At 49.1% G+C, this 16,616-nt stretch carries 19 protein-coding genes; 14 read left to right on the top strand and 5 right to left on the bottom strand.

Annotation, left to right across the window (positions count from 1 at the left end; genetic code table 11):
* Positions 1 to 16: 16 nt before the first annotated feature.
* The 4 genes from rpmF to D1627_RS15000 all read right to left on the bottom strand — a co-directional run bounded on the left by rpmF (position 17) and on the right by D1627_RS15000 (position 3,340).
* On the bottom strand, positions 17 to 214 hold the full coding sequence (gene rpmF, locus D1627_RS15015) for a 50S ribosomal protein L32 (RefSeq protein ID WP_119433100.1): 198 nt from the start codon (positions 212 to 214) through the stop codon (positions 17 to 19).
* A 50-nt stretch (positions 215 to 264) separates the two neighbouring features.
* On the bottom strand, positions 265 to 810 hold the full coding sequence (locus D1627_RS15010) for a YceD family protein (protein WP_119433099.1): 546 nt from the start codon (positions 808 to 810) through the stop codon (positions 265 to 267).
* Between the two features lie 67 nt (positions 811 to 877).
* Positions 878 to 1,900 (bottom strand): 4-hydroxythreonine-4-phosphate dehydrogenase PdxA, encoded by a 1,023-nt coding sequence (gene pdxA, locus D1627_RS15005; RefSeq protein ID WP_119433098.1) that lies wholly within the window; start codon positions 1,898 to 1,900, stop codon positions 878 to 880.
* A 6-nt stretch (positions 1,901 to 1,906) separates the two neighbouring features.
* Positions 1,907 to 3,340 carry a leucyl aminopeptidase family protein gene (locus tag D1627_RS15000; protein ID WP_119433097.1) on the bottom strand — a complete coding sequence of 478 codons (1,434 nt, stop codon included), beginning with the start codon at positions 3,338 to 3,340 and terminating at the stop codon, positions 1,907 to 1,909.
* Positions 3,341 to 3,500: 160 nt separating this feature from the next.
* Between D1627_RS15000 and rsmA the strand changes: the two genes are divergently transcribed.
* The 7 genes from rsmA to D1627_RS14965 all read left to right on the top strand — a co-directional run bounded on the left by rsmA (position 3,501) and on the right by D1627_RS14965 (position 8,770).
* Complete coding sequence (gene rsmA, locus D1627_RS14995; RefSeq protein WP_119433096.1) at positions 3,501 to 4,283, top strand: 16S rRNA (adenine(1518)-N(6)/adenine(1519)-N(6))-dimethyltransferase RsmA; 783 nt, start codon at positions 3,501 to 3,503, stop codon at positions 4,281 to 4,283.
* Positions 4,284 to 4,287: 4 nt separating this feature from the next.
* A complete protein-coding gene (gene mgtE, locus D1627_RS14990; protein WP_119433095.1) occupies positions 4,288 to 5,640 on the top strand; it encodes a magnesium transporter in 1,353 nt (450 codons plus the stop codon).
* A gap of 6 nt (positions 5,641 to 5,646) precedes the next feature.
* Positions 5,647 to 6,177 (top strand): hypothetical protein, encoded by a 531-nt coding sequence (locus tag D1627_RS14985; RefSeq protein ID WP_119433094.1) that lies wholly within the window; start codon positions 5,647 to 5,649, stop codon positions 6,175 to 6,177.
* Positions 6,178 to 6,189: 12 nt separating this feature from the next.
* Positions 6,190 to 7,134: an NAD(P)-dependent oxidoreductase gene (locus tag D1627_RS14980; RefSeq protein ID WP_119433093.1), complete on the top strand. Its 945-nt coding sequence runs from the start codon at positions 6,190 to 6,192 to the stop codon at positions 7,132 to 7,134.
* Between the two features lie 27 nt (positions 7,135 to 7,161).
* Entirely contained in the window at positions 7,162 to 7,593 is a 432-nt protein-coding gene (locus tag D1627_RS14975) for a GNAT family N-acetyltransferase (protein ID WP_119433092.1), read from the top strand.
* Positions 7,594 to 7,894: 301 nt separating this feature from the next.
* Positions 7,895 to 8,368: a transcription elongation factor GreA gene (gene greA / locus D1627_RS14970; protein ID WP_119433091.1), complete on the top strand. Its 474-nt coding sequence runs from the start codon at positions 7,895 to 7,897 to the stop codon at positions 8,366 to 8,368.
* Between the two features lie 3 nt (positions 8,369 to 8,371).
* On the top strand, positions 8,372 to 8,770 hold the full coding sequence (locus D1627_RS14965; protein WP_119433090.1) for an HIT family protein: 399 nt from the start codon (positions 8,372 to 8,374) through the stop codon (positions 8,768 to 8,770).
* Between the two features lie 290 nt (positions 8,771 to 9,060).
* On the opposite strand, the gene ruvC is transcribed toward D1627_RS14965, so the two are convergent.
* Positions 9,061 to 9,633 carry a crossover junction endodeoxyribonuclease RuvC gene (ruvC, locus tag D1627_RS14960; protein WP_119433089.1) on the bottom strand — a complete coding sequence of 191 codons (573 nt, stop codon included), beginning with the start codon at positions 9,631 to 9,633 and terminating at the stop codon, positions 9,061 to 9,063.
* A gap of 61 nt (positions 9,634 to 9,694) precedes the next feature.
* On the opposite strand from ruvC, the gene D1627_RS14955 reads away from it, so the two are divergent.
* The 7 genes from D1627_RS14955 (at position 9,695) to D1627_RS14925 (ending at position 16,616) form a co-directional block, all read left to right on the top strand.
* Positions 9,695 to 10,648: a lysylphosphatidylglycerol synthase domain-containing protein gene (locus D1627_RS14955; RefSeq protein WP_233555651.1), complete on the top strand. Its 954-nt coding sequence runs from the start codon at positions 9,695 to 9,697 to the stop codon at positions 10,646 to 10,648.
* Positions 10,645 to 11,781, top strand: coding sequence for a glycosyltransferase (locus D1627_RS14950; RefSeq protein WP_233555650.1), 1,137 nt, complete (start codon positions 10,645 to 10,647; stop codon positions 11,779 to 11,781). The genes D1627_RS14955 and D1627_RS14950 overlap by 4 nt, the downstream gene beginning before the upstream one ends.
* A complete protein-coding gene (locus D1627_RS14945) occupies positions 11,778 to 12,035 on the top strand; it encodes a hypothetical protein (protein ID WP_119433086.1) in 258 nt (85 codons plus the stop codon). Before D1627_RS14950 ends, D1627_RS14945 begins: the two co-directional genes overlap by 4 nt.
* Before the next feature lie 509 nt (positions 12,036 to 12,544).
* Positions 12,545 to 13,768: a PP2C family protein-serine/threonine phosphatase gene (locus D1627_RS14940; RefSeq protein ID WP_119433085.1), complete on the top strand. Its 1,224-nt coding sequence runs from the start codon at positions 12,545 to 12,547 to the stop codon at positions 13,766 to 13,768.
* Between the two features lie 106 nt (positions 13,769 to 13,874).
* Positions 13,875 to 14,507: a polysaccharide deacetylase family protein gene (locus D1627_RS14935; RefSeq protein ID WP_119433084.1), complete on the top strand. Its 633-nt coding sequence runs from the start codon at positions 13,875 to 13,877 to the stop codon at positions 14,505 to 14,507.
* A complete protein-coding gene (locus D1627_RS14930; RefSeq protein ID WP_119433083.1) occupies positions 14,504 to 15,595 on the top strand; it encodes a glycosyltransferase in 1,092 nt (363 codons plus the stop codon). Before D1627_RS14935 ends, D1627_RS14930 begins: the two co-directional genes overlap by 4 nt.
* Before the next feature lie 253 nt (positions 15,596 to 15,848).
* Positions 15,849 to 16,616, top strand: a complete 768-nt coding sequence (locus D1627_RS14925; RefSeq protein WP_119433082.1) for a TatD family hydrolase — start codon at positions 15,849 to 15,851, stop codon at positions 16,614 to 16,616.

Below are 16,616 nucleotides of genomic sequence, written 5' to 3'. Positions count from 1 at the left end.
AAAAGCAGCTTAATGCTTACTGGGCGTTAGTTGTATAATTTTTGATAGCCAGCTTGCCTTTGTGGTACAGGTCACCTTCTACCACGTATGCGTGGTGGAACAGGTGTGGCGTGTCCGTAGTTGGGCAAATTGCAATGGCTTTTTCTGAGAGGCCTTGATGAGTTCTTCTCTTATCTCTTCTGGTCTTCGAAATCTTACGTTTAGGATGTGCCATTTTTAGTTGAAAATTTACTTACGTTTATACTTTATACTTCTAAAATTCTGTTAGTTAAGGTTTCGGAGGGCGTCCCAGCGTGGGTCCGTATCATCCTCGTCGTCCTCATCCTCGTCTTCGTCGGAGTCGTAGCGGGAGCTATAGATCAGGATATCCTGATCGTTGTCCTCTTCTTCATCCTCTTCCTCCACAAAACGGGGGTGCAGCTTCTTCATTGGCAGTGCCAGCCCGATGTAATCGTATAGGTGCTGCGCAATGTTAATGGCCTGCGTGTTTGGTGTAATTTGCCAAAGATCATCAGCCAGCTCCATGTTTTCGTCACCATACTTAATACGGAACGATGCCTGCTCATCCAGCGGATAATCAAATTCCTCCAGACTTCTGTCGCAGGTCAGGCGTACATGGCCTTTGATGTCGAAGTGGAACGTAAGCAGCGACTCTGTCTTATCCAGTTCCACTTGAGCGATCAAATTACCGCCAAGTATGATTTCCTTTCCGAATTCCTCAAAAAAGTCATCGTTTAGCACAAACTCATAAACATGTTTCTTGTTGCTGAGTTTGGCAATGCCGATTTCATAATCTCTTAGCTTCTTCACAACCGACTCTTTATAGCAAGATGCAAAATTAGAATATTATTCTGATAAATAAAACACCCTGCTTTATTTATACAATAGGTTTTGCCTCCATGTGGCGCTTCCTGATAATGTCGCAGGCAAGGAACAGTGCCTCCCGGAAAGAGGTTTCATTCGCAATGTGCTTAGTGGCAATATCATATGCAGTGCCATGGTCTGGCGAGGTGCGCACAATTGGCAAGCCCGCCGTGTAATTCACTCCGCTCTCAAAGGCCAGGGTTTTAAACGGAATCAGGCCTTGGTCGTGGTACATGGCTAAAACGGCGTCTACCTGACGGTATTGCTGCATCCCAAAAAAGCCATCCGCAGGGTAGGGGCCAAACACCAGGTGTCCGCGCTCCTTCATCTGCATAATAGCGGGGCGAATTATTTCCACTTCTTCCTTGCCCAGTAATCCTTGTTCTCCGGCGTGCGGGTTCAGGCCCATCACGGCTACACGAGGCTTCAGAATGCCAAAATCTGTACGCAATGACTCCAGCAAGATGGTAAGCTTCCGGATCAGCAGCTGCTCAGTAATTTTGCCCGGCACCTCTTGCAACGGCATGTGGCCGGTTACGGTAGCTACGCGCAAATCGCCGCTTACCAGCAGCATCAGGCTTTCTGGGGCATCAAAGTATGAAGTAAGGAACTCTGTGTGGCCCGGGAATTTAAAATCCTCCGCCTGTATGTTGTCCTTGTTGATAGGGGCCGTTACCAGCCCGTCCAGCAAACCGGCTTTCAGATCTCGCGAAGCAGCCAGTAGCGAATCCAGCGATGCCTTGCCTGACTCTGCCGTTGGTGTACCTGGGGCTATCTCCAACTCATGGTCCCAGCAGTTAATAAGGTTTACCTTGCGTGGCACAAGCGCCTGCACCGAGTCTACCTGCTGGTAGTTAAAGTGGTCTGCACTTAGCGCCTTCCGCACCTTGTTAAATAGGGCGGAGGTGCCGTAAATTACTGGGGTACAGTAATTCAGGATGCGGTTATCAGATAGCGTTTTCACGATTACCTCGGGCCCGATGCCGTTGGTATCGCCGATGCTGATGCCTAGTTTTATTTTATACTTGTTATCCATTTCTGATTATCGTGCCAATGCGCTAAGGTAATTGTAAACCAGGCGAACGCCTGTGCCAGTTGCCTGCTTTCCGCGGTAAGAGTCCTCGCCGTGCAGGTACGCCGTGCCAGCAATATCAAAATGCACCCACGGGTAGTTGGTGAACACTTCGAGGAACTTGCCTGCCGTAATGGCCCCTGCGTCTGCACCGCCCAGGTTCTTGATATCGGCTACGTCAGACTCCAGCTGCTTTTTATACTCATCCCACAACGGAAACTCTACCAGGCGTTCATGTACATTCTCACCTGCTTTTTTAAGGCCGTTTAAGATTTCCTCTCCTGCCGTGCCCATGGCCACAGCGGCCTCTTTGCCAATGGCGCGCATGGCTGAGCCCGTAAGCGTAGCAAAATCTAGCACCAACTCCGGGTTATACTTTTTGGCAAAGCTTAAAGCATCAGCAAGTATAAGTCGGCCTTCAGCATCGGTGTTAAGTACTTCTACCGTAGTGCCGTCAAACATGGTGATCACATCGCCGGGGGCAACAGCTTGCCCGCCCGGGCGGTTATCGGTGGCTGGCACCAGACCGATCACGTGGAGCGGCAATTTGTTTTTAGCCACAGCGTAAAGTATACCTGCCACAGCAGCGGCACCAGCCATGTCAGACTTCATGAAATCCATGGAATTTGGCGTTGGCTTCAGGCTAAGTCCGCCGGTATCGTATACCACGCCTTTGCCCACCAGCACGTAAGGCTTGGTGTTTTTGGCATTCTCCGGCTTCCACTCCATAATAGTAAAGGTGGCGGGCTCCTCGCTTCCCTGGTTCACGGCAAGTAAGCCACCCATTTTCAGGGTCTGTATCTTTACCTCGTCCAGCACCTCGGTTTTAAAACCGGCTGCCTGGCCCAGCTCTTCCAGTTGCTCGCTAAACTGCGTGGCCGATTGGTGGCTGTGCGGTTCGTTAACCAGGTCGCGGGCTTTAATTACAGCTTCTAGCACGTTTGCCAGTTCCTGCACCTGCTCCTCAGTTACCTGCGCATCGGCAATAGTAATGGTTTGCAGCGGGCTTGGCTTGGCATCCTTGGTTTTGTGCTTGAGGTACGTATAATTACTCAGGAAAAGTCCTTCGGCTAAGTATAAACTCGCGTTTTCACCTGTTTTATCCAATAGCGTGATGCTTTCCAGCTTATCAGACTTCAGTTGCTTTAGCAAAGTATGGCCGGACTGGCGAATGGCCTCGTTGCGGGCGGCTTCGTTTTTGGCAGTTGGCGTTACCACCACATATACTTGTTGCGTATAGCGGTTCAGGCGGATGAGTTTTGTCTCCTGCTGTACCTGCTGCGCCACATATTGCTGCTCTTCCGGCTGTAGCTCCGGGAACTGTCCCACCGAATCAGCTGACACAATCAGGGCCAGGTTGGTGTTATTTGCTAAGCTTGTATCGTATTTAAGTTGTGTTGGCATCTGTCGTTCGTATCTTTGAGGCTGCAATATAGTAAGTATAATACGTAATGCGAAAACCGGCTCTGGCAGCTACAGCGGCCCGGCGCCGCACTCAATAAAGGTATAACGGCTTTGGGCAAAAAAGTATACTTTGCATCCCCAAAACCATAAGCAACACAACGTGAGCAACGTAAGACCCAAAAAGCACCTGGGCCAGCACTTCCTGGTAGACCAGAACATTGCAATGAAGATAGTGGAGCAGCTAACGCTGCCTGGAGGCGTGCAGGATGTGCTCGAGATTGGCCCCGGCATGGGTGTGCTCACACAGTACCTGCTGCAGCACCAGGAGTATCGCACCACGGTGGTGGACATCGATAAGGAATCCATTGCCTACTTGCAGCAGCATTTTCCAGAGCTTGGCGAGCGCATCATCTCTGCCGATTTCCTGAAAACGGACCTGAGCACCTTGTTCCCGGGTAACTTCGCCATCATCGGCAACTTCCCTTACAACATATCGAGCCAGATTTTCTTTAAAGTGCTGGAGCACCGCGATGTGGTGCCCGAGGTGGTTTGTATGATACAGAAGGAGGTGGCCGAGCGCCTGGCCTCGCCGCCGGGCTCCAAAGCGTACGGTATACTTAGCGTGCTGCTGCAGGCCTATTATACTATAGATTATAAGTTTACCGTAAGCGAGCATGTGTTTAACCCGCCGCCGAAGGTAAAGTCTGCCGTAATCGGGTTGGTGCGCAACAGCGTGAAGAACCTGGCTTGCGATGAGATTTTGTTCCGGCAGGTGGTGAAACTAAGTTTTGGCACGCGCCGCAAAACGCTCCGTAACTCGCTACGAAGTTTTAACTTGCCGCCTGAAATAACAACGCAACCCGTTTTCGATAAGCGTGCCGAACAGCTTTCGGTACAGGATTTCGTAGAATTGACTCAACTGGTAGAACAGCATAAACAGTAGCAGCATGCAGGTAGAGATTACACGTGAATATATTGAGCAGGTAGAAGAGGCCATCGAACGCCAGGACAAGGACTTCCTTCTGGGCACGATGGCCGAGATGCACCCCGCCGACATAACCACGGTGCTCTATGAGCTGGACTCCAACGAGGCCCGCTATATCCTGGATATTTTGCCCTCCGAACTAGGCTCTGAGATCCTTAGCGACCTGGACGATGACATACGCAACGAGTTCCTGGACAACTTTACGAGTCAGGAGATTGCCCGGTATGTAAACCTGATGGATTCCGATGACGCCGTGGATATTCTGAACGAGCAGTCGGTGCAAACGCGGGAAGAGGTAATTGCCCTGCTCGACAACGAGGAGAAAGCCGCCGCCGTGCTCGACCTGCTGCATTACGAGGAGGATTGCGCCGGTGGTCTGATGGCAAAGGAGCTTATTAAGGTAAATCTGAACTGGCGCGTACGCCAATGCATCGATGAGATTAGGCGGCAGGCCGAAAAAGTGGAGCGCTTTTACACGGTATACGTGGTAGATAACCGCGATATACTGTTGGGCCGCGTAAGCGTTAAAAAACTGCTGCTCTCTAAAGACGATACACAGGTTAAGGATATTTACAGCGAAGACGTTATCTCGATTGAGTCTTACAAAGACGAAAGCGAGGTAGTAAGCGTGATGCAGCGCTACGACCTGGAAGCCATCCCGGTCATCAACATACAAGGGCGTTTGCTGGGCCGTATCACCATTGATGACGTGGTGGACGTGATGCAGGAACAGGCAGAGCTCAGCCGCCAGCTCATGACAGGTATCTCGGAGAACGTGGAGGAAGACGATAGCGTGCTTCGCATCTCCAGGGCGCGTTTGCCCTGGCTGGTAATCGGTATGGTGGGCGGCTTGTTGGCTGCGCAGTTCATGGGTTTTTACGAAGCCGATATTGCCTTGCTTCCTGCGGTGGCGCTTTTTGTGCCGCTCATTACGGCAACAGGCGGTAACGTGGGCATTCAGTCCTCGTCCATCATTATCCAAACGCTTTCTTCCAACGAGGTGATGTTTGATAATATCATCCAGCGTTTAACCAAGGTATTGCTGGTAGCCATTGTTAACGCGCTCATCATCTCGTTGCTTGTGTTGGGTTTTACGTACCTGTTCCGCCGCGACTTTACCTTATCTATGGTAGTATCAGTGGCTTTGTTCTCAGTGGTGATGCTGGCTTCGCTGATGGGCACCATTACCCCGATGATCCTGGATAAGTTCGGCATAAACCCCGCCGTAGCAGCCGGCCCTTTTATCACTACCGCCAACGACCTGCTGGGCCTCACCATTTACTTCGGTATCGCGCACTGGCTCTATAACCTATAGTATGGTATGGCTGAATTGTTTAAGACAAGAATATATGTCCCGGGCCGCGAAAAGCCAGACCTGACATCATACTATATTATTCTTGCCTTATGTGGTGCTATTTTCTACTTGCTTTGGCCCGAGGAGGCCTACTGTCTGTGGTTTCTCTTTCCGGCTGCAGCGCTTATTTACTTCCAGCAGTATTATTACGATAGCGGAAGGCAGAAGCTATATGGATACCTTGGCCGTTACCTGGTTCTGGAGCGTGCTGGCGTAAGAGCAAGTGGAGTCCTTTATCCCTATGAAGAAATTGAGCAATTGGAAATCGATGTGTTTGATTATGATGGAGAAAGAAGAGTTTCTACTCACGCAGTGTCTATCGAGCGGGGCATAAACAATCGTATTTCCTTTACTATTCAGGGTCAAAATCATACTTACCCGTTTCATATAAGGTCTCAGAAGCACCAGCAGGAACTGAGGGCTGTGCTGGATGCCTTGTTAATCTCCGGGGTAAAAGTTAAAGTATACTTTAAAGGCCGTGTTTCTACGGTATTTTAGCAGAATTAAGATATGTCAACGCAACCGATTAAAGTTTTAATTATTGATGAAATGCACCCCAGCCTGTTTCCGATGCTGGAAAGTATAAACGTGCAAGCCGAGTACTGCCCGAACGTTGCGCCGGATCAAGTGCGCGAAGCCTTAGAGGGTTTTGACGGCCTGATGGTGCGAAGCAAAATGCACATTACAGCGGAAACTTTGGAGTTGGCAGATAAGCTCAAATTTGTTGCCCGTGCCGGTGCAGGCGTGGATAACATTGATGTGCAGGCACTTGAGGCGCGGAACATTGTCTTGCTTGCCGCCAACGAGGGCAATAGCCAAGCTGTAGGCGAGTTTACACTTGGCTTGCTACTCTCTTTGCTTCGCAATATCCCGCGCAGCCACAGCCAGGTGCAAGGCAAAGTATGGCTTCGCGAACAAAACCGTGGCGAGGAGTTGAGCGCGAAGACAGTAGGCATTATTGGTTACGGAAACATGGGCCAGAGCCTTGCGCGTGTATTACAAGGGTTTGGTTGCCGCCTGCTGGCCTACGACCGCTTTGCCCCGGAAAAAATCAGCCTGCCCGTAGAGCGCGTAACCCTGGAAGCCCTGCAGGCCGAAGCCGATATCGTGAGCTTGCACATCCCCTACATAGAAAGTAACCTGCACTTTGCCAACGACGCTTTTTTCAAGGCGTTTGCTAAGCCCATCTGGTTTCTGAACACCTCGCGCGGCGATGTGGCAGACCTGCAGGCACTGGTGCAGCACCTGAAAACCGGTGCTGTGAAAGGAGCGGCCCTGGATGTACTGGAAAACGAGAAACTGCACATGCTCAGCACCCAGCAGGAAGAGGATTTCGAGTATCTCTCAGCCGCAGACAACGTGATACTTACGCCGCACATTGCCGGCTGGACCCACCAGTCTTATGTAAAGATAAACGAGGTGCTGGTGGAGAAAATCGTTGCCTTGCAACAGTAGTAAAAAGCAAAACCATACTTTCTGGCAATGGAGTTTCTCATCAGGCTGGCCACCCCGCAGGATATGCCCTGGATAAATGCGCAGTACCGAACGGTGCAGTTCCAGGAATCCGAGCTACACCATGAAATCATACTTTTGGCAACGAATGGAGGGCAACCGGCGGGCATGGGCAGGCTGGTAAAGGTATCAGATGAGGTGCTGGAGCTTGGCGGCATGTTTGTTTGTGAGCCATACCGTGGCAGTGGCCTGGCCCGGAAGTTGGTGAAAGCCTTGCTGGAGAAGGCCGGGCCTAAAACCATCTATTGCCTGCCTTTTGCGCACCTCAGGGCTTTCTACGAGAGCTGTGGCTTTGAGCCGGTGGCCGATCATGCATCCGTGCCCGGAAAAGTACTGGAAAAGTGGACATGGTGTAATCAGACATATCCCGACAAAACACTGCTTTTAACCCAGCAAACCTGATTTTTTAGCCTGTTTTGTTCCCCAAAGGATGCATTTTACACGCCAAACCGGTTTAAAATAAAATTAACTCCCATATTATAAAAATTTTTATCTTTGCCTTAGATGATTGCCGTGGGGGAGGAGCCTTCCGGCACTTTGAATTGCAAAAAGTCAGGCTTATGCTAAACTTGGTGGCAGCTTAATTATAGTGGCCCCCGCACTGGAAAAGAATTAATTAATTTTACATATTTGGCAAAAAGAACGGTTATGCACGCCATAACCGTTCTTTTTGTTTTTGTGTTTTAAACGTGAAGACTAAACTATGAGCAAGTTCAATTATTACACTGCTGAAGGACTGCAAAAGTTAAAAGACGAACTAGCAGAGCTCAAGACAAAGGGCAGATCCGAAGTGGCCCGCCAACTGGCAGAGGCCCGCGACAAGGGCGATTTGAGCGAGAATGCGGAATACGATGCTGCCAAAGACGCCCAGGGCCACCTGGAGCTGAAGATATCCAAACTGGAAGAAGTGGTAGGCAACGCCCGTTTGATCGACGAGTCGAACCTGGATAGCAGCAAGGCCCTGATCCTGTCTAAGGTTAAATTGAAAAACCTGAAGAACAACATGGTCGTTGATTATACTTTGGTTGCCGAGGAAGAGGCAAACCTTGCCGCAGGCAAGATCTCGGTAAAATCACCGATCGGTAAAGGCCTGTTAGGCAAATCAGTGGGAGATGTGGCCGAAATCACGATTCCTGCTGGTAAGATTCAATTTGAGATTTTAGAAATCAGCCGCTAACCTATGGAAGCTTCGATATTCACCAAGATTGTAAATGGAGAGATCCCTGCTTATAAAATAGCAGAGGATGATCGCTTTCTTGCCTTTCTGGACGTTTTCCCGACCACCAAAGGGCATACGCTGGTAATACCGAAGCAGCAGGTAGACTATATCTTCGACCTGGATGACGACCTATACATGGGCCTGATGGCTTTTGCCAAAAAGGTGGCCCCCGCCATCGAAAAATCTATCCCGTGCAAGCGCATCGGAGTGGCCGTAGTAGGTATAGAAGTACCGCACGCGCACGTGCACCTTATTCCGCTAAATAGCATGCAAGACATGAATTTTGCTAACAAGCAGAAGTTTAGCAAGGAAGAGTTTGAGGAAATAGCCGCTAAAATACGAGAAGCATACCACAGCTAAAGATACGCTGGAAATAAAAGGAACTCAGAAGAGCCGGTAACCAGTTTGCCGGCTCTTTATTTTTTAGCAGCGGGCCCTGCTTATACTTTGTCAATACATAAGGCAAACTATCTGCCGCAAGGCTTCAACCCAACTGACGCATAAATACTGTATCAATACGGTTCCAAAGTATAGAGGTATGACTTTTCGAGCCAGCCGGATTGCAAAACCTGCATTACAAAACCTTCAAGAATATAGACTTGCACCAAAACGGAAGGGCTATACTTTACAAAAGTATGCTCAGGCAAATGCTACTTGCTTGCTAGTCTGTCCGGGTTATCCGTTAAGAAGCTCTTCCAAGATTTTCCGCCTTGCTTGGCGTTGTTTCCTTTTTGATAGTGGTGGCAGAGCGCAACGCCCAAGGCATCCGTAGCATCGAGTAGCTTCGGTGCTTCCTGTATTTTCAGGATCTGCATCAGCATGCTGGCCACCTGCTCTTTAGAGGCATTGCCGTTGCCGGTAATCGATTGCTTTATTTTCTTAGGGGCGTACTCCACATACGGAATGTCGCGGGAGAGGGCGGCGGCAATGGCCACACCCTGCGCGCGGCCCAGTTTCAGCATACTTTGCACGTTGGTGCCGTAAAAAGGTGACTCGATGGCCAGCTCGTCGGGCAGGTACTCATCGATGAGCTGTATCATGCGGTCAAATATTTTCTTTAACTTGATGGCGTGGTTACTGTAGCTTTTCAGGTGGATAACGCCATACTGCAGCACTTGCACCTTAGAACCAGTCACTTCTATCAGGCCATAGCCCATAATTTGTGTGCCGGGGTCAATGCCAAGAATGAGTTTATGGGGTGGAAGTGCAGAAGTGTAAGCCATAGAGGTGCAAAATTAAGACATTATCTTGAACATCAACCTGCATAAAAGATTCCTTTTGCTTTTGGGTAAGCTACTAGCTGTGGCGCTCACGGTATTTTTGCTATACCAGGCAATCGGCACCGCACCAGATACCCTGTTAAGCTGGCCCGATATCCTGAGAAAAGCTGTGCAAAGCCAGCATCGTTACTTATTTATACTTTCGGCCATACTTATACCTGTAAACTGGGCGTTTGAGGCGCGCAAATGGCAGCGCCTGGGGCATAAGCTGGAACCAATTTCGTTTCTGCGTGCCTACCGGGCGGTAATGGTTGGGCTTACATTGGGCTTTATCACTCCAAACCGGCTGGGCGATTATGCAGGGCGCGTACTGGAGCTTAAAAACAAGGAACGCCTGGAAGCCATCGGCGCTATTTTCATCGGTAGGTTTTGCCAATTGGTGGCTACGGTGCTGGCAGGCTCGGGCGGCTTGCTATACTTTATCTTACAGTTTGGCTGGCCCGCGTACCCGGCGGTTAGCTTAAGCTTGTTTATCCTTTTACTGGCGCTTTGCGCAGGTGCTTTGTTGTTGCTCTACCATGCTAAAGCAATTGTGGCTTTGGTTGCTGCTATCAAACCGTTACGCAGGTTTGTGCCCTATATCGCTGTTATGGGTAATTATACTTCAAGCGAGATTTCAGAACTGCTGTGGCTTTCTTTAGGCCGATATGCAGTGTTTCTGGGGCAGTTCATACTTCTGCTCATACTTTTTGAAGTTCAGCTTAACCCAGTGCAATACCTTGCCGGCGTATCCGGTACTTTCTTCCTGAAATCGGTGGTGCCCTCGGTTAGCTTTTTGTCAGACTTGGGGGTGCGGGAGCTATCGGCGATGTACTTGTTTGGTTTATTGGGTCAGGTGCGGCTGCAGGTGCTTAGCGCCAGCCTAAGTCTGTGGCTGCTGAACATTGCCGTGCCTAGTGCGGCTGGTTTATACTTTGTGCTGCGCCTGCGGCTTGCCCGGAAAGGAGTGAAGGTATGATGACCTGGCTTTTGTTTGCCGCGCTGCTATGGTACAGCTGGATCATCCTGAACCGCTGGTGGGCCTGGCAGCGCATGCCGCAAAGTGATGTTCGGGTTACTTTTCTTCCGCATACTTCCGTTACCGTTATCATACCTGTGCGCAACGAGGCACGGCGCATTCAAGCCCTGCTCCACGACCTGGATCGCCAAAATTATCCGAAGCAACTCTTGGAGGTATTGGTTGTGGATGATCATTCGGATGATGATACAGTTGCGTTGGTTCAGGAGTATGGCAGCAGCGCAGGGTTACCCATTAGATTGATTCAGTTAAATAATTATGTTCAACAGCAAGGTAAAAAAGCAGCGGTGCAGCTAGGCGTGGCGCAGGCCAAAGGCGAGCTGCTCGTGTTTACCGACGGAGACTGCAGGGTAGGGGAGGAGTGGTTGCGCAGCTATGCATTTCTGTATGAATCAGAGCAGCCATACTTTATCAGCGGCCCGGTGTGCTTTAGCCCCACGCTAACACACTTCGAGCGCATGCAGTTGGTAGAATTTGCCAGCCTAATCGGTATTGGGGGGGCATCTATTGCCATAGGGAAACCAAACATGTGCAATGGGGCGAACCTAGCGTATACAAAGCGCATCTTTGAGGAAGTGGGTGGCTTTTCAGGGAACGAGCAAATCGCGAGCGGTGATGATGAGTTTCTGCTGCACAAAGTGGATAAGTTGTATCCGGGCAAGGTTATCTTCCTTAAAAACCCTAAAGCAATGGTTTATACGGAGGCACGTAAAACGCTGGTTTCTTTTATACAGCAGCGGGTACGGTGGGCCAGCAAATGGAAAAGTTATCAGAATGCAGGCGTTCAGTTGGTTGCCCTATGCGTGTTCCTTATAAACTTCCTTTTATTCCTGGCTATTCCGCTTGTTTTAACGGGTAACCTGCCGGTTGGGATGTTTTTAGCAGCCTATGCTATAAAATTTGCTGTCGATTATTTATTTTTAAAACTGATATTGAGCTTTATGAGGCGCCCAGATTACCTATGGTATGTGCTGCCTCTTCAGTTTGTATACATACCATACGTGGTTTTTACAGGGATATACGGCCTCTTAGGGCGCTATCGCTGGAAAGGCCGCACTATCCGAACACCATGAGCGACAATGAATTTGACATATTGGACGAGCTGTACTTCGTAACATCGTACCCCGATCTCAAAAGCACCTTATCTTTAAACGATGAGGAGTTATGTGCTGCCCTTCAGTCACTTATTCAGCGTGGGTATGTTAAAATCCTGTACCCGGACCAGGACACAGAGCACGAGTATGATAAGTCAGCTTTTGGGAAACATTGCCAGGAATACTTTTTTCTAGCCACTAAAGCCGGTTTGGTAGTGCACAACTCCATCTAGCGCAATAAAGTGTTTCTTGCGATAACATCTTTTTTTATTTGATTATCAGGCGTTTAATAGAGTCCTTGAAACATTGAAACTGCTTTTGTGTTGCAAAGGCTGAAAAGTTAAACTAGGTCTAGTAGCCGGCAAGCCTAATAACACTACTTTCATGTGCTCGGTTTTCCTGTTGCATGGCTTAAAATATAAGTTTCAACAAGAAAGTGGTAAGCTTACAGGCTATTAGAGAAATAAATTTATTTTACTAAACAACCGGACTTTATTTATCGTTATTGCCACTACTTGAATAGCATTTCTGCCTAAAACTAAACCAAACTACTTTAAAACTGAACTGGTTTAAAATAAGGTGAAATTAAAGGCAGCAAATGTAGGTTTCCTGGGGGAAGGATGCCGAATTTTAGCTTTTTTTAGTAGTTTTACCTTATAGCTGCATATGCCTTAACCGGCAAAGCGCAACAGTAGGTAAGATGGCTCACATTGTATAGACCGATCTAAAAACCCCGAACCCAATGCCCGATATAATTGTACCAAACCCACAGCAGGAGCTTAACCTAAAGAAGCTGGAGTTATCGGCATTGCTTGAAATTACGCAAGCAATTAACGATAACCTGCCGGAGGGCGCATTGTACAAAATATACAGATTTACCCTACTTGCTCAGTTGCAGATTAGCCGACTCACCTTGTTTGTGCACGATGAAAAGTGGCAGTGCAAAGTATGCGCCGGCTCTGATCTGGACTTCACGAAGCAGGTATTGCCCGAGCAAATCCAGGCCGTTAAGGAAATCACCAAGATGTCGAAGTTGCAGGTAGAGAAGAAATGGCGTTGCTTTGATATTGTTATCCCTATCCTGCATAATGGTAAGGTACTGGCCTTCGTGCTGATTGGCAAAATCCAGCCATACTATAATAACCTGGAAGCGCTGAACTTTGTGCAGACAGTGAGTAACATTATGCTGGTTGCCATCGAAAACCACCGAATGGCACGCCAAAGACTGGTGCAGGAATCTATTCGTCGGGAGATTGAGATTGCCCGTGAAGTACAATCCATGCTATTCCCGAAGAGCCTGCCTAACGATAAGGATGTGGCCATACATGCCAGCTATATTCCGCACTCATCCATTGGCGGCGACTATTACGATTTTATCGAGATAGATGCCGACCGGTTTCTGTTCTGCGTAGCCGATGTGTCTGGAAAGGGTGTGCCGGCCTCGCTACTCATGTCCAATTTCCAGGCAGGCTTGCGCACCATACTTCGCCAAAACTCAGACCTGAGCACCGTGGTATCGGAGCTGAACAACCTGATTTACCGTAATGCGATCGCTGAAAAATTTATCACTACGTTTGTAGCCATTTACAACCGCCGCACCCGCGAGCTGAACTATGTAAATGCTGGCCATAACGCGCCTATACTTCTTCACCAGGATAATACGCACCAACTCCTGAACGATGGTTGTACCATGCTAGGCGTATTTGATGTGCTGCCGTTTATGAATGTGGGCAAAGTGGATGTGCCGGAGCAATCTATTGTGCTGTGCTACACAGATGGCCTGACCGAGGTGTTTGACGAGGACGAGGCTGAGTTTGGTATTGAGGGCACAGTGGAGTTCCTGAAGCGTAACCGCTTCCTGAGCTCTAAAATGCTGCACTTGCAATTGCTCCGCGAAATCAATCTATATAACGAGGAAGCCAACTTCAACGATGACATTACTCTGCTCTCCTGCCGGTTTAAGTGATCATAAATCGTTGATTGGCTGAATTGCCACATGATTAATTCAGCTTATTGAGAAGCGATCCCTCCATTCCAGAAAGCAAAAGTCAACTTAACCAGCAGCAAGTACCTTGATCCGCCTTTACAAAACTCCCTGGCTTCTGAAAAAGCTATTGCCCGGCTATACCTGGCACCGCGAGGTGAAGGATCAGAAAGTACTCTATATTACGTTTGATGATGGCCCGATTCCGGAGGTAACGCCCTGGGTAGTGGACCAATTGGCAAAGTATAATGCCAAGGCAACATTTTTCTGCGTAGGCGAAAATTTAAGGAAGCACCCGGAGGTGGCAATGCAGGTAATGCAGGCAGGGCATTTACTGGCTAACCATACCTATAACCATCTCAAAGGGTGGCAAACACCTTTGGCAACCTACGTGCAGAACACAGCGCAGTGCCAGAAAGAACTGGATAAGCTGCAACAAAGCTTTTCAAATTTATTCCGCCCACCGTATGGCCGCATCAGTAAGGCACAGGCCAGCCAGCTGCGCGCCACCTATGAGCTGATCATGTGGGACGTACTCACCAACGACTACGACCAGTCGCTAGGGCCGGAAAAGTGCCTACGGAAAAGTATAGAAAGTACCCAAAGCGGCAGCATCATCGTATTCCACGACAGCCTGAAAGCTAAACGAAACATGATGTATGTTCTGCCACGCTATTTGGACCATTTTGCGCAGCAAGGCTATATGTTCGAGTCTTTATGATCATATCGGTAGCCTATTTTATTCTTTACTTCTGCCTGTTCCTAGCTTTGCTGGGACTGCTGCTTTTTAACCGCAAGCGCTATACCTCAGAGCCCAAAACCCTGCCACGCATCAGCATACTTATAGCCGCCCGAAACGAAGAGCGTACTATTTTGCGGTGCCTGCAGGCCATTGAGGCGCTGGATTACCCAAAAGATAAGGTAGAGGTTTTGATAGGCGATGATGCCTCCACGGATAACACGCGGGCTGTGATTGATTGCTTTATAAATGGTAAGCCAAACTATACCTGCATCAGCATTACCCATACCTTAGGCAAGGCCAAAGGTAAAGCCAACGTGCTGGCGCACCTAGCCAAATTGGCGTCCACAGACTACTTCTTTTATACCGATGCCGATATAGCCGTGCCACCACGCTGGGTAAAGGCCATGTTGGGCGCACTTACCCCCAAGGTTGGCGTGGTAACGGGCATCACCACCATAACCGGAAACACACTGTTTGCTAGGCTGCAGGCCATGGACTGGCTGTATGCCTTAGGGCTAATGCAGGTTGTATCGGACCTAGGGTTGCCTGTAACCGCTATGGGTAACAACATGCTGCTGCGCCGCGAGGCATACTGGCAAACCGGAGGCTTCGAAAGTATAGATTTCACGATCACGGAGGACATTGCGATTTTTAACGAGGTGCTGAAGTATGGCTGGCAGTTCAGGAACGTCTACGCATCCGAAGTGCTTGCCCTCTCCACACCGGCTGCCACGTTTACATTATACCTGCACCAGCGCAAACGCTGGATGCGCGGCTCTATGCACCTGCCGTTTTACATGGCTATCATTTTTATACTTCATTCGGCTTACTACCCGGTGTTGCTCCCGTTTTTTACATATACTTCGGTAGGCGCTATGCTGGCTATCTTTGCCTTTAAACTGCTCCTGCAAAGCCTTTACCTTTATACTTGCCTGCGCCGGCTTGGCCGCCAAGTGCGCTGGTTCATGTACCCGCTCTTCGAAGTATACCTCATCGTTTCCTCCATCATCCTAATCCTATACTTCTTCCTGCCGCTCAAAACCGTATGGAAAGGAAGAAAATATTAGAGAGTTAGAGAGTTTAGGAGGTTGAAAGTTGGGGAGTTAAGAATTTAGAAGGTTAGAAGGTTGGGGGGGGAGAAAGTTGATTTTGGCTGGTATGACAGTTTAGCCATTTAACTTTGTAGCAACTAAACCATCCAGCCATTCAACAATTAACAATCAGCAACCATCAACCAGCAATTCTTCCTAACTTGCGGTTTTTAAACGAGTGTACCATTGCTATGGCTTACTTGGGCTGTGGTAATTAAATAATAGTAGCATGAACCTGATTGATTCTCACGCACATATATATTCTGAAAAGTTTGACGCTGACCGCGCCGAGGCAGTGGAGCGTTCCCGGCAGGAGGGAGTTAGCAAAATATACATGCCTAACATCGACCATACGTCTATCGATGCGATGCTAGAGGCAGAAGTAAAGTACCCGGATTCCTGTATTCCGATGATGGGGCTGCACCCTACTTCTGTCGATAAGAATTTTGAGCGGGAGCTATACCTGGTGGAAGAATGGCTGGATAAGCGCACGTTTGCCGCGGTTGGCGAGTGCGGCATCGACCTGTACTGGGACAAGTCTTTCCTGGCGCAGCAGCAGGAAGCGCTGCGCGTGCAGGTAGCACTTGCCAAAAAGCACCAGCTTCCCATCGTGTTGCATACCCGTGATTCCTTTAACGAGGCCTACGAGATTGTAGCTGCTGCCCAGGATGGTACCCTCAAAGGCATTTTCCATTGCTTTAGCGGAACTCCGGAGGAAGCCAGAAAAGTAAAAGAGCTGGGCTTTCTGATGGGCATTGGCGGCGTGGCAACCTTTAAAAACGGCGGCCTGGACAAGGTGCTGCCTCACGTGCAGCTGGAAGACCTGGTGCTGGAAACTGACTGCCCATACCTTGCTCCCACACCGCACCGGGGCAAACGCAACGAACCGGTATACTTGCCCCTGATTGCGCAACGAGTGGCCGATCTGCTACAAAAGCCCTTGCGGGAAGTGGCAGAGAAAACAACGGCCAATGCCCAAAACCTCTTTAAGCTGTAG

The sequence above is a fragment of the Pontibacter oryzae genome (assembly GCF_003576375.1).
Classification (GTDB): domain Bacteria; phylum Bacteroidota; class Bacteroidia; order Cytophagales; family Hymenobacteraceae; genus Pontibacter; species Pontibacter oryzae.
Note: the sequence above shows the minus strand (reverse complement) of the source record. Positions and strands in the feature narration are given on the sequence as shown.

Coding starts and splice junctions, on each gene's coding strand:
- mgtE (WP_119433095.1), top strand. CDS start 4,288: ATGCAGGTAGAGATTACACGTGAATATATTGAGCAGGTAGAAGAGGCC.
- greA (WP_119433091.1), top strand. CDS start 7,895: ATGAGCAAGTTCAATTATTACACTGCTGAAGGACTGCAAAAGTTAAAA.
- D1627_RS14980 (WP_119433093.1), top strand. CDS start 6,190: ATGTCAACGCAACCGATTAAAGTTTTAATTATTGATGAAATGCACCCC.
- D1627_RS14965 (WP_119433090.1), top strand. CDS start 8,372: ATGGAAGCTTCGATATTCACCAAGATTGTAAATGGAGAGATCCCTGCT.
- D1627_RS14925 (WP_119433082.1), top strand. CDS start 15,849: ATGAACCTGATTGATTCTCACGCACATATATATTCTGAAAAGTTTGAC.
- rpmF (WP_119433100.1), bottom strand. CDS start 214: ATGGCACATCCTAAACGTAAGATTTCGAAGACCAGAAGAGATAAGAGA.
- D1627_RS14975 (WP_119433092.1), top strand. CDS start 7,162: ATGGAGTTTCTCATCAGGCTGGCCACCCCGCAGGATATGCCCTGGATA.
- pdxA (WP_119433098.1), bottom strand. CDS start 1,900: ATGGATAACAAGTATAAAATAAAACTAGGCATCAGCATCGGCGATACC.
- D1627_RS14940 (WP_119433085.1), top strand. CDS start 12,545: ATGCCCGATATAATTGTACCAAACCCACAGCAGGAGCTTAACCTAAAG.
- D1627_RS14930 (WP_119433083.1), top strand. CDS start 14,504: ATGATCATATCGGTAGCCTATTTTATTCTTTACTTCTGCCTGTTCCTA.
- D1627_RS14945 (WP_119433086.1), top strand. CDS start 11,778: ATGAGCGACAATGAATTTGACATATTGGACGAGCTGTACTTCGTAACA.
- D1627_RS14985 (WP_119433094.1), top strand. CDS start 5,647: ATGGCTGAATTGTTTAAGACAAGAATATATGTCCCGGGCCGCGAAAAG.
- D1627_RS14950 (WP_233555650.1), top strand. CDS start 10,645: ATGATGACCTGGCTTTTGTTTGCCGCGCTGCTATGGTACAGCTGGATC.
- D1627_RS15000 (WP_119433097.1), bottom strand. CDS start 3,340: ATGCCAACACAACTTAAATACGATACAAGCTTAGCAAATAACACCAAC.
- ruvC (WP_119433089.1), bottom strand. CDS start 9,633: ATGGCTTACACTTCTGCACTTCCACCCCATAAACTCATTCTTGGCATT.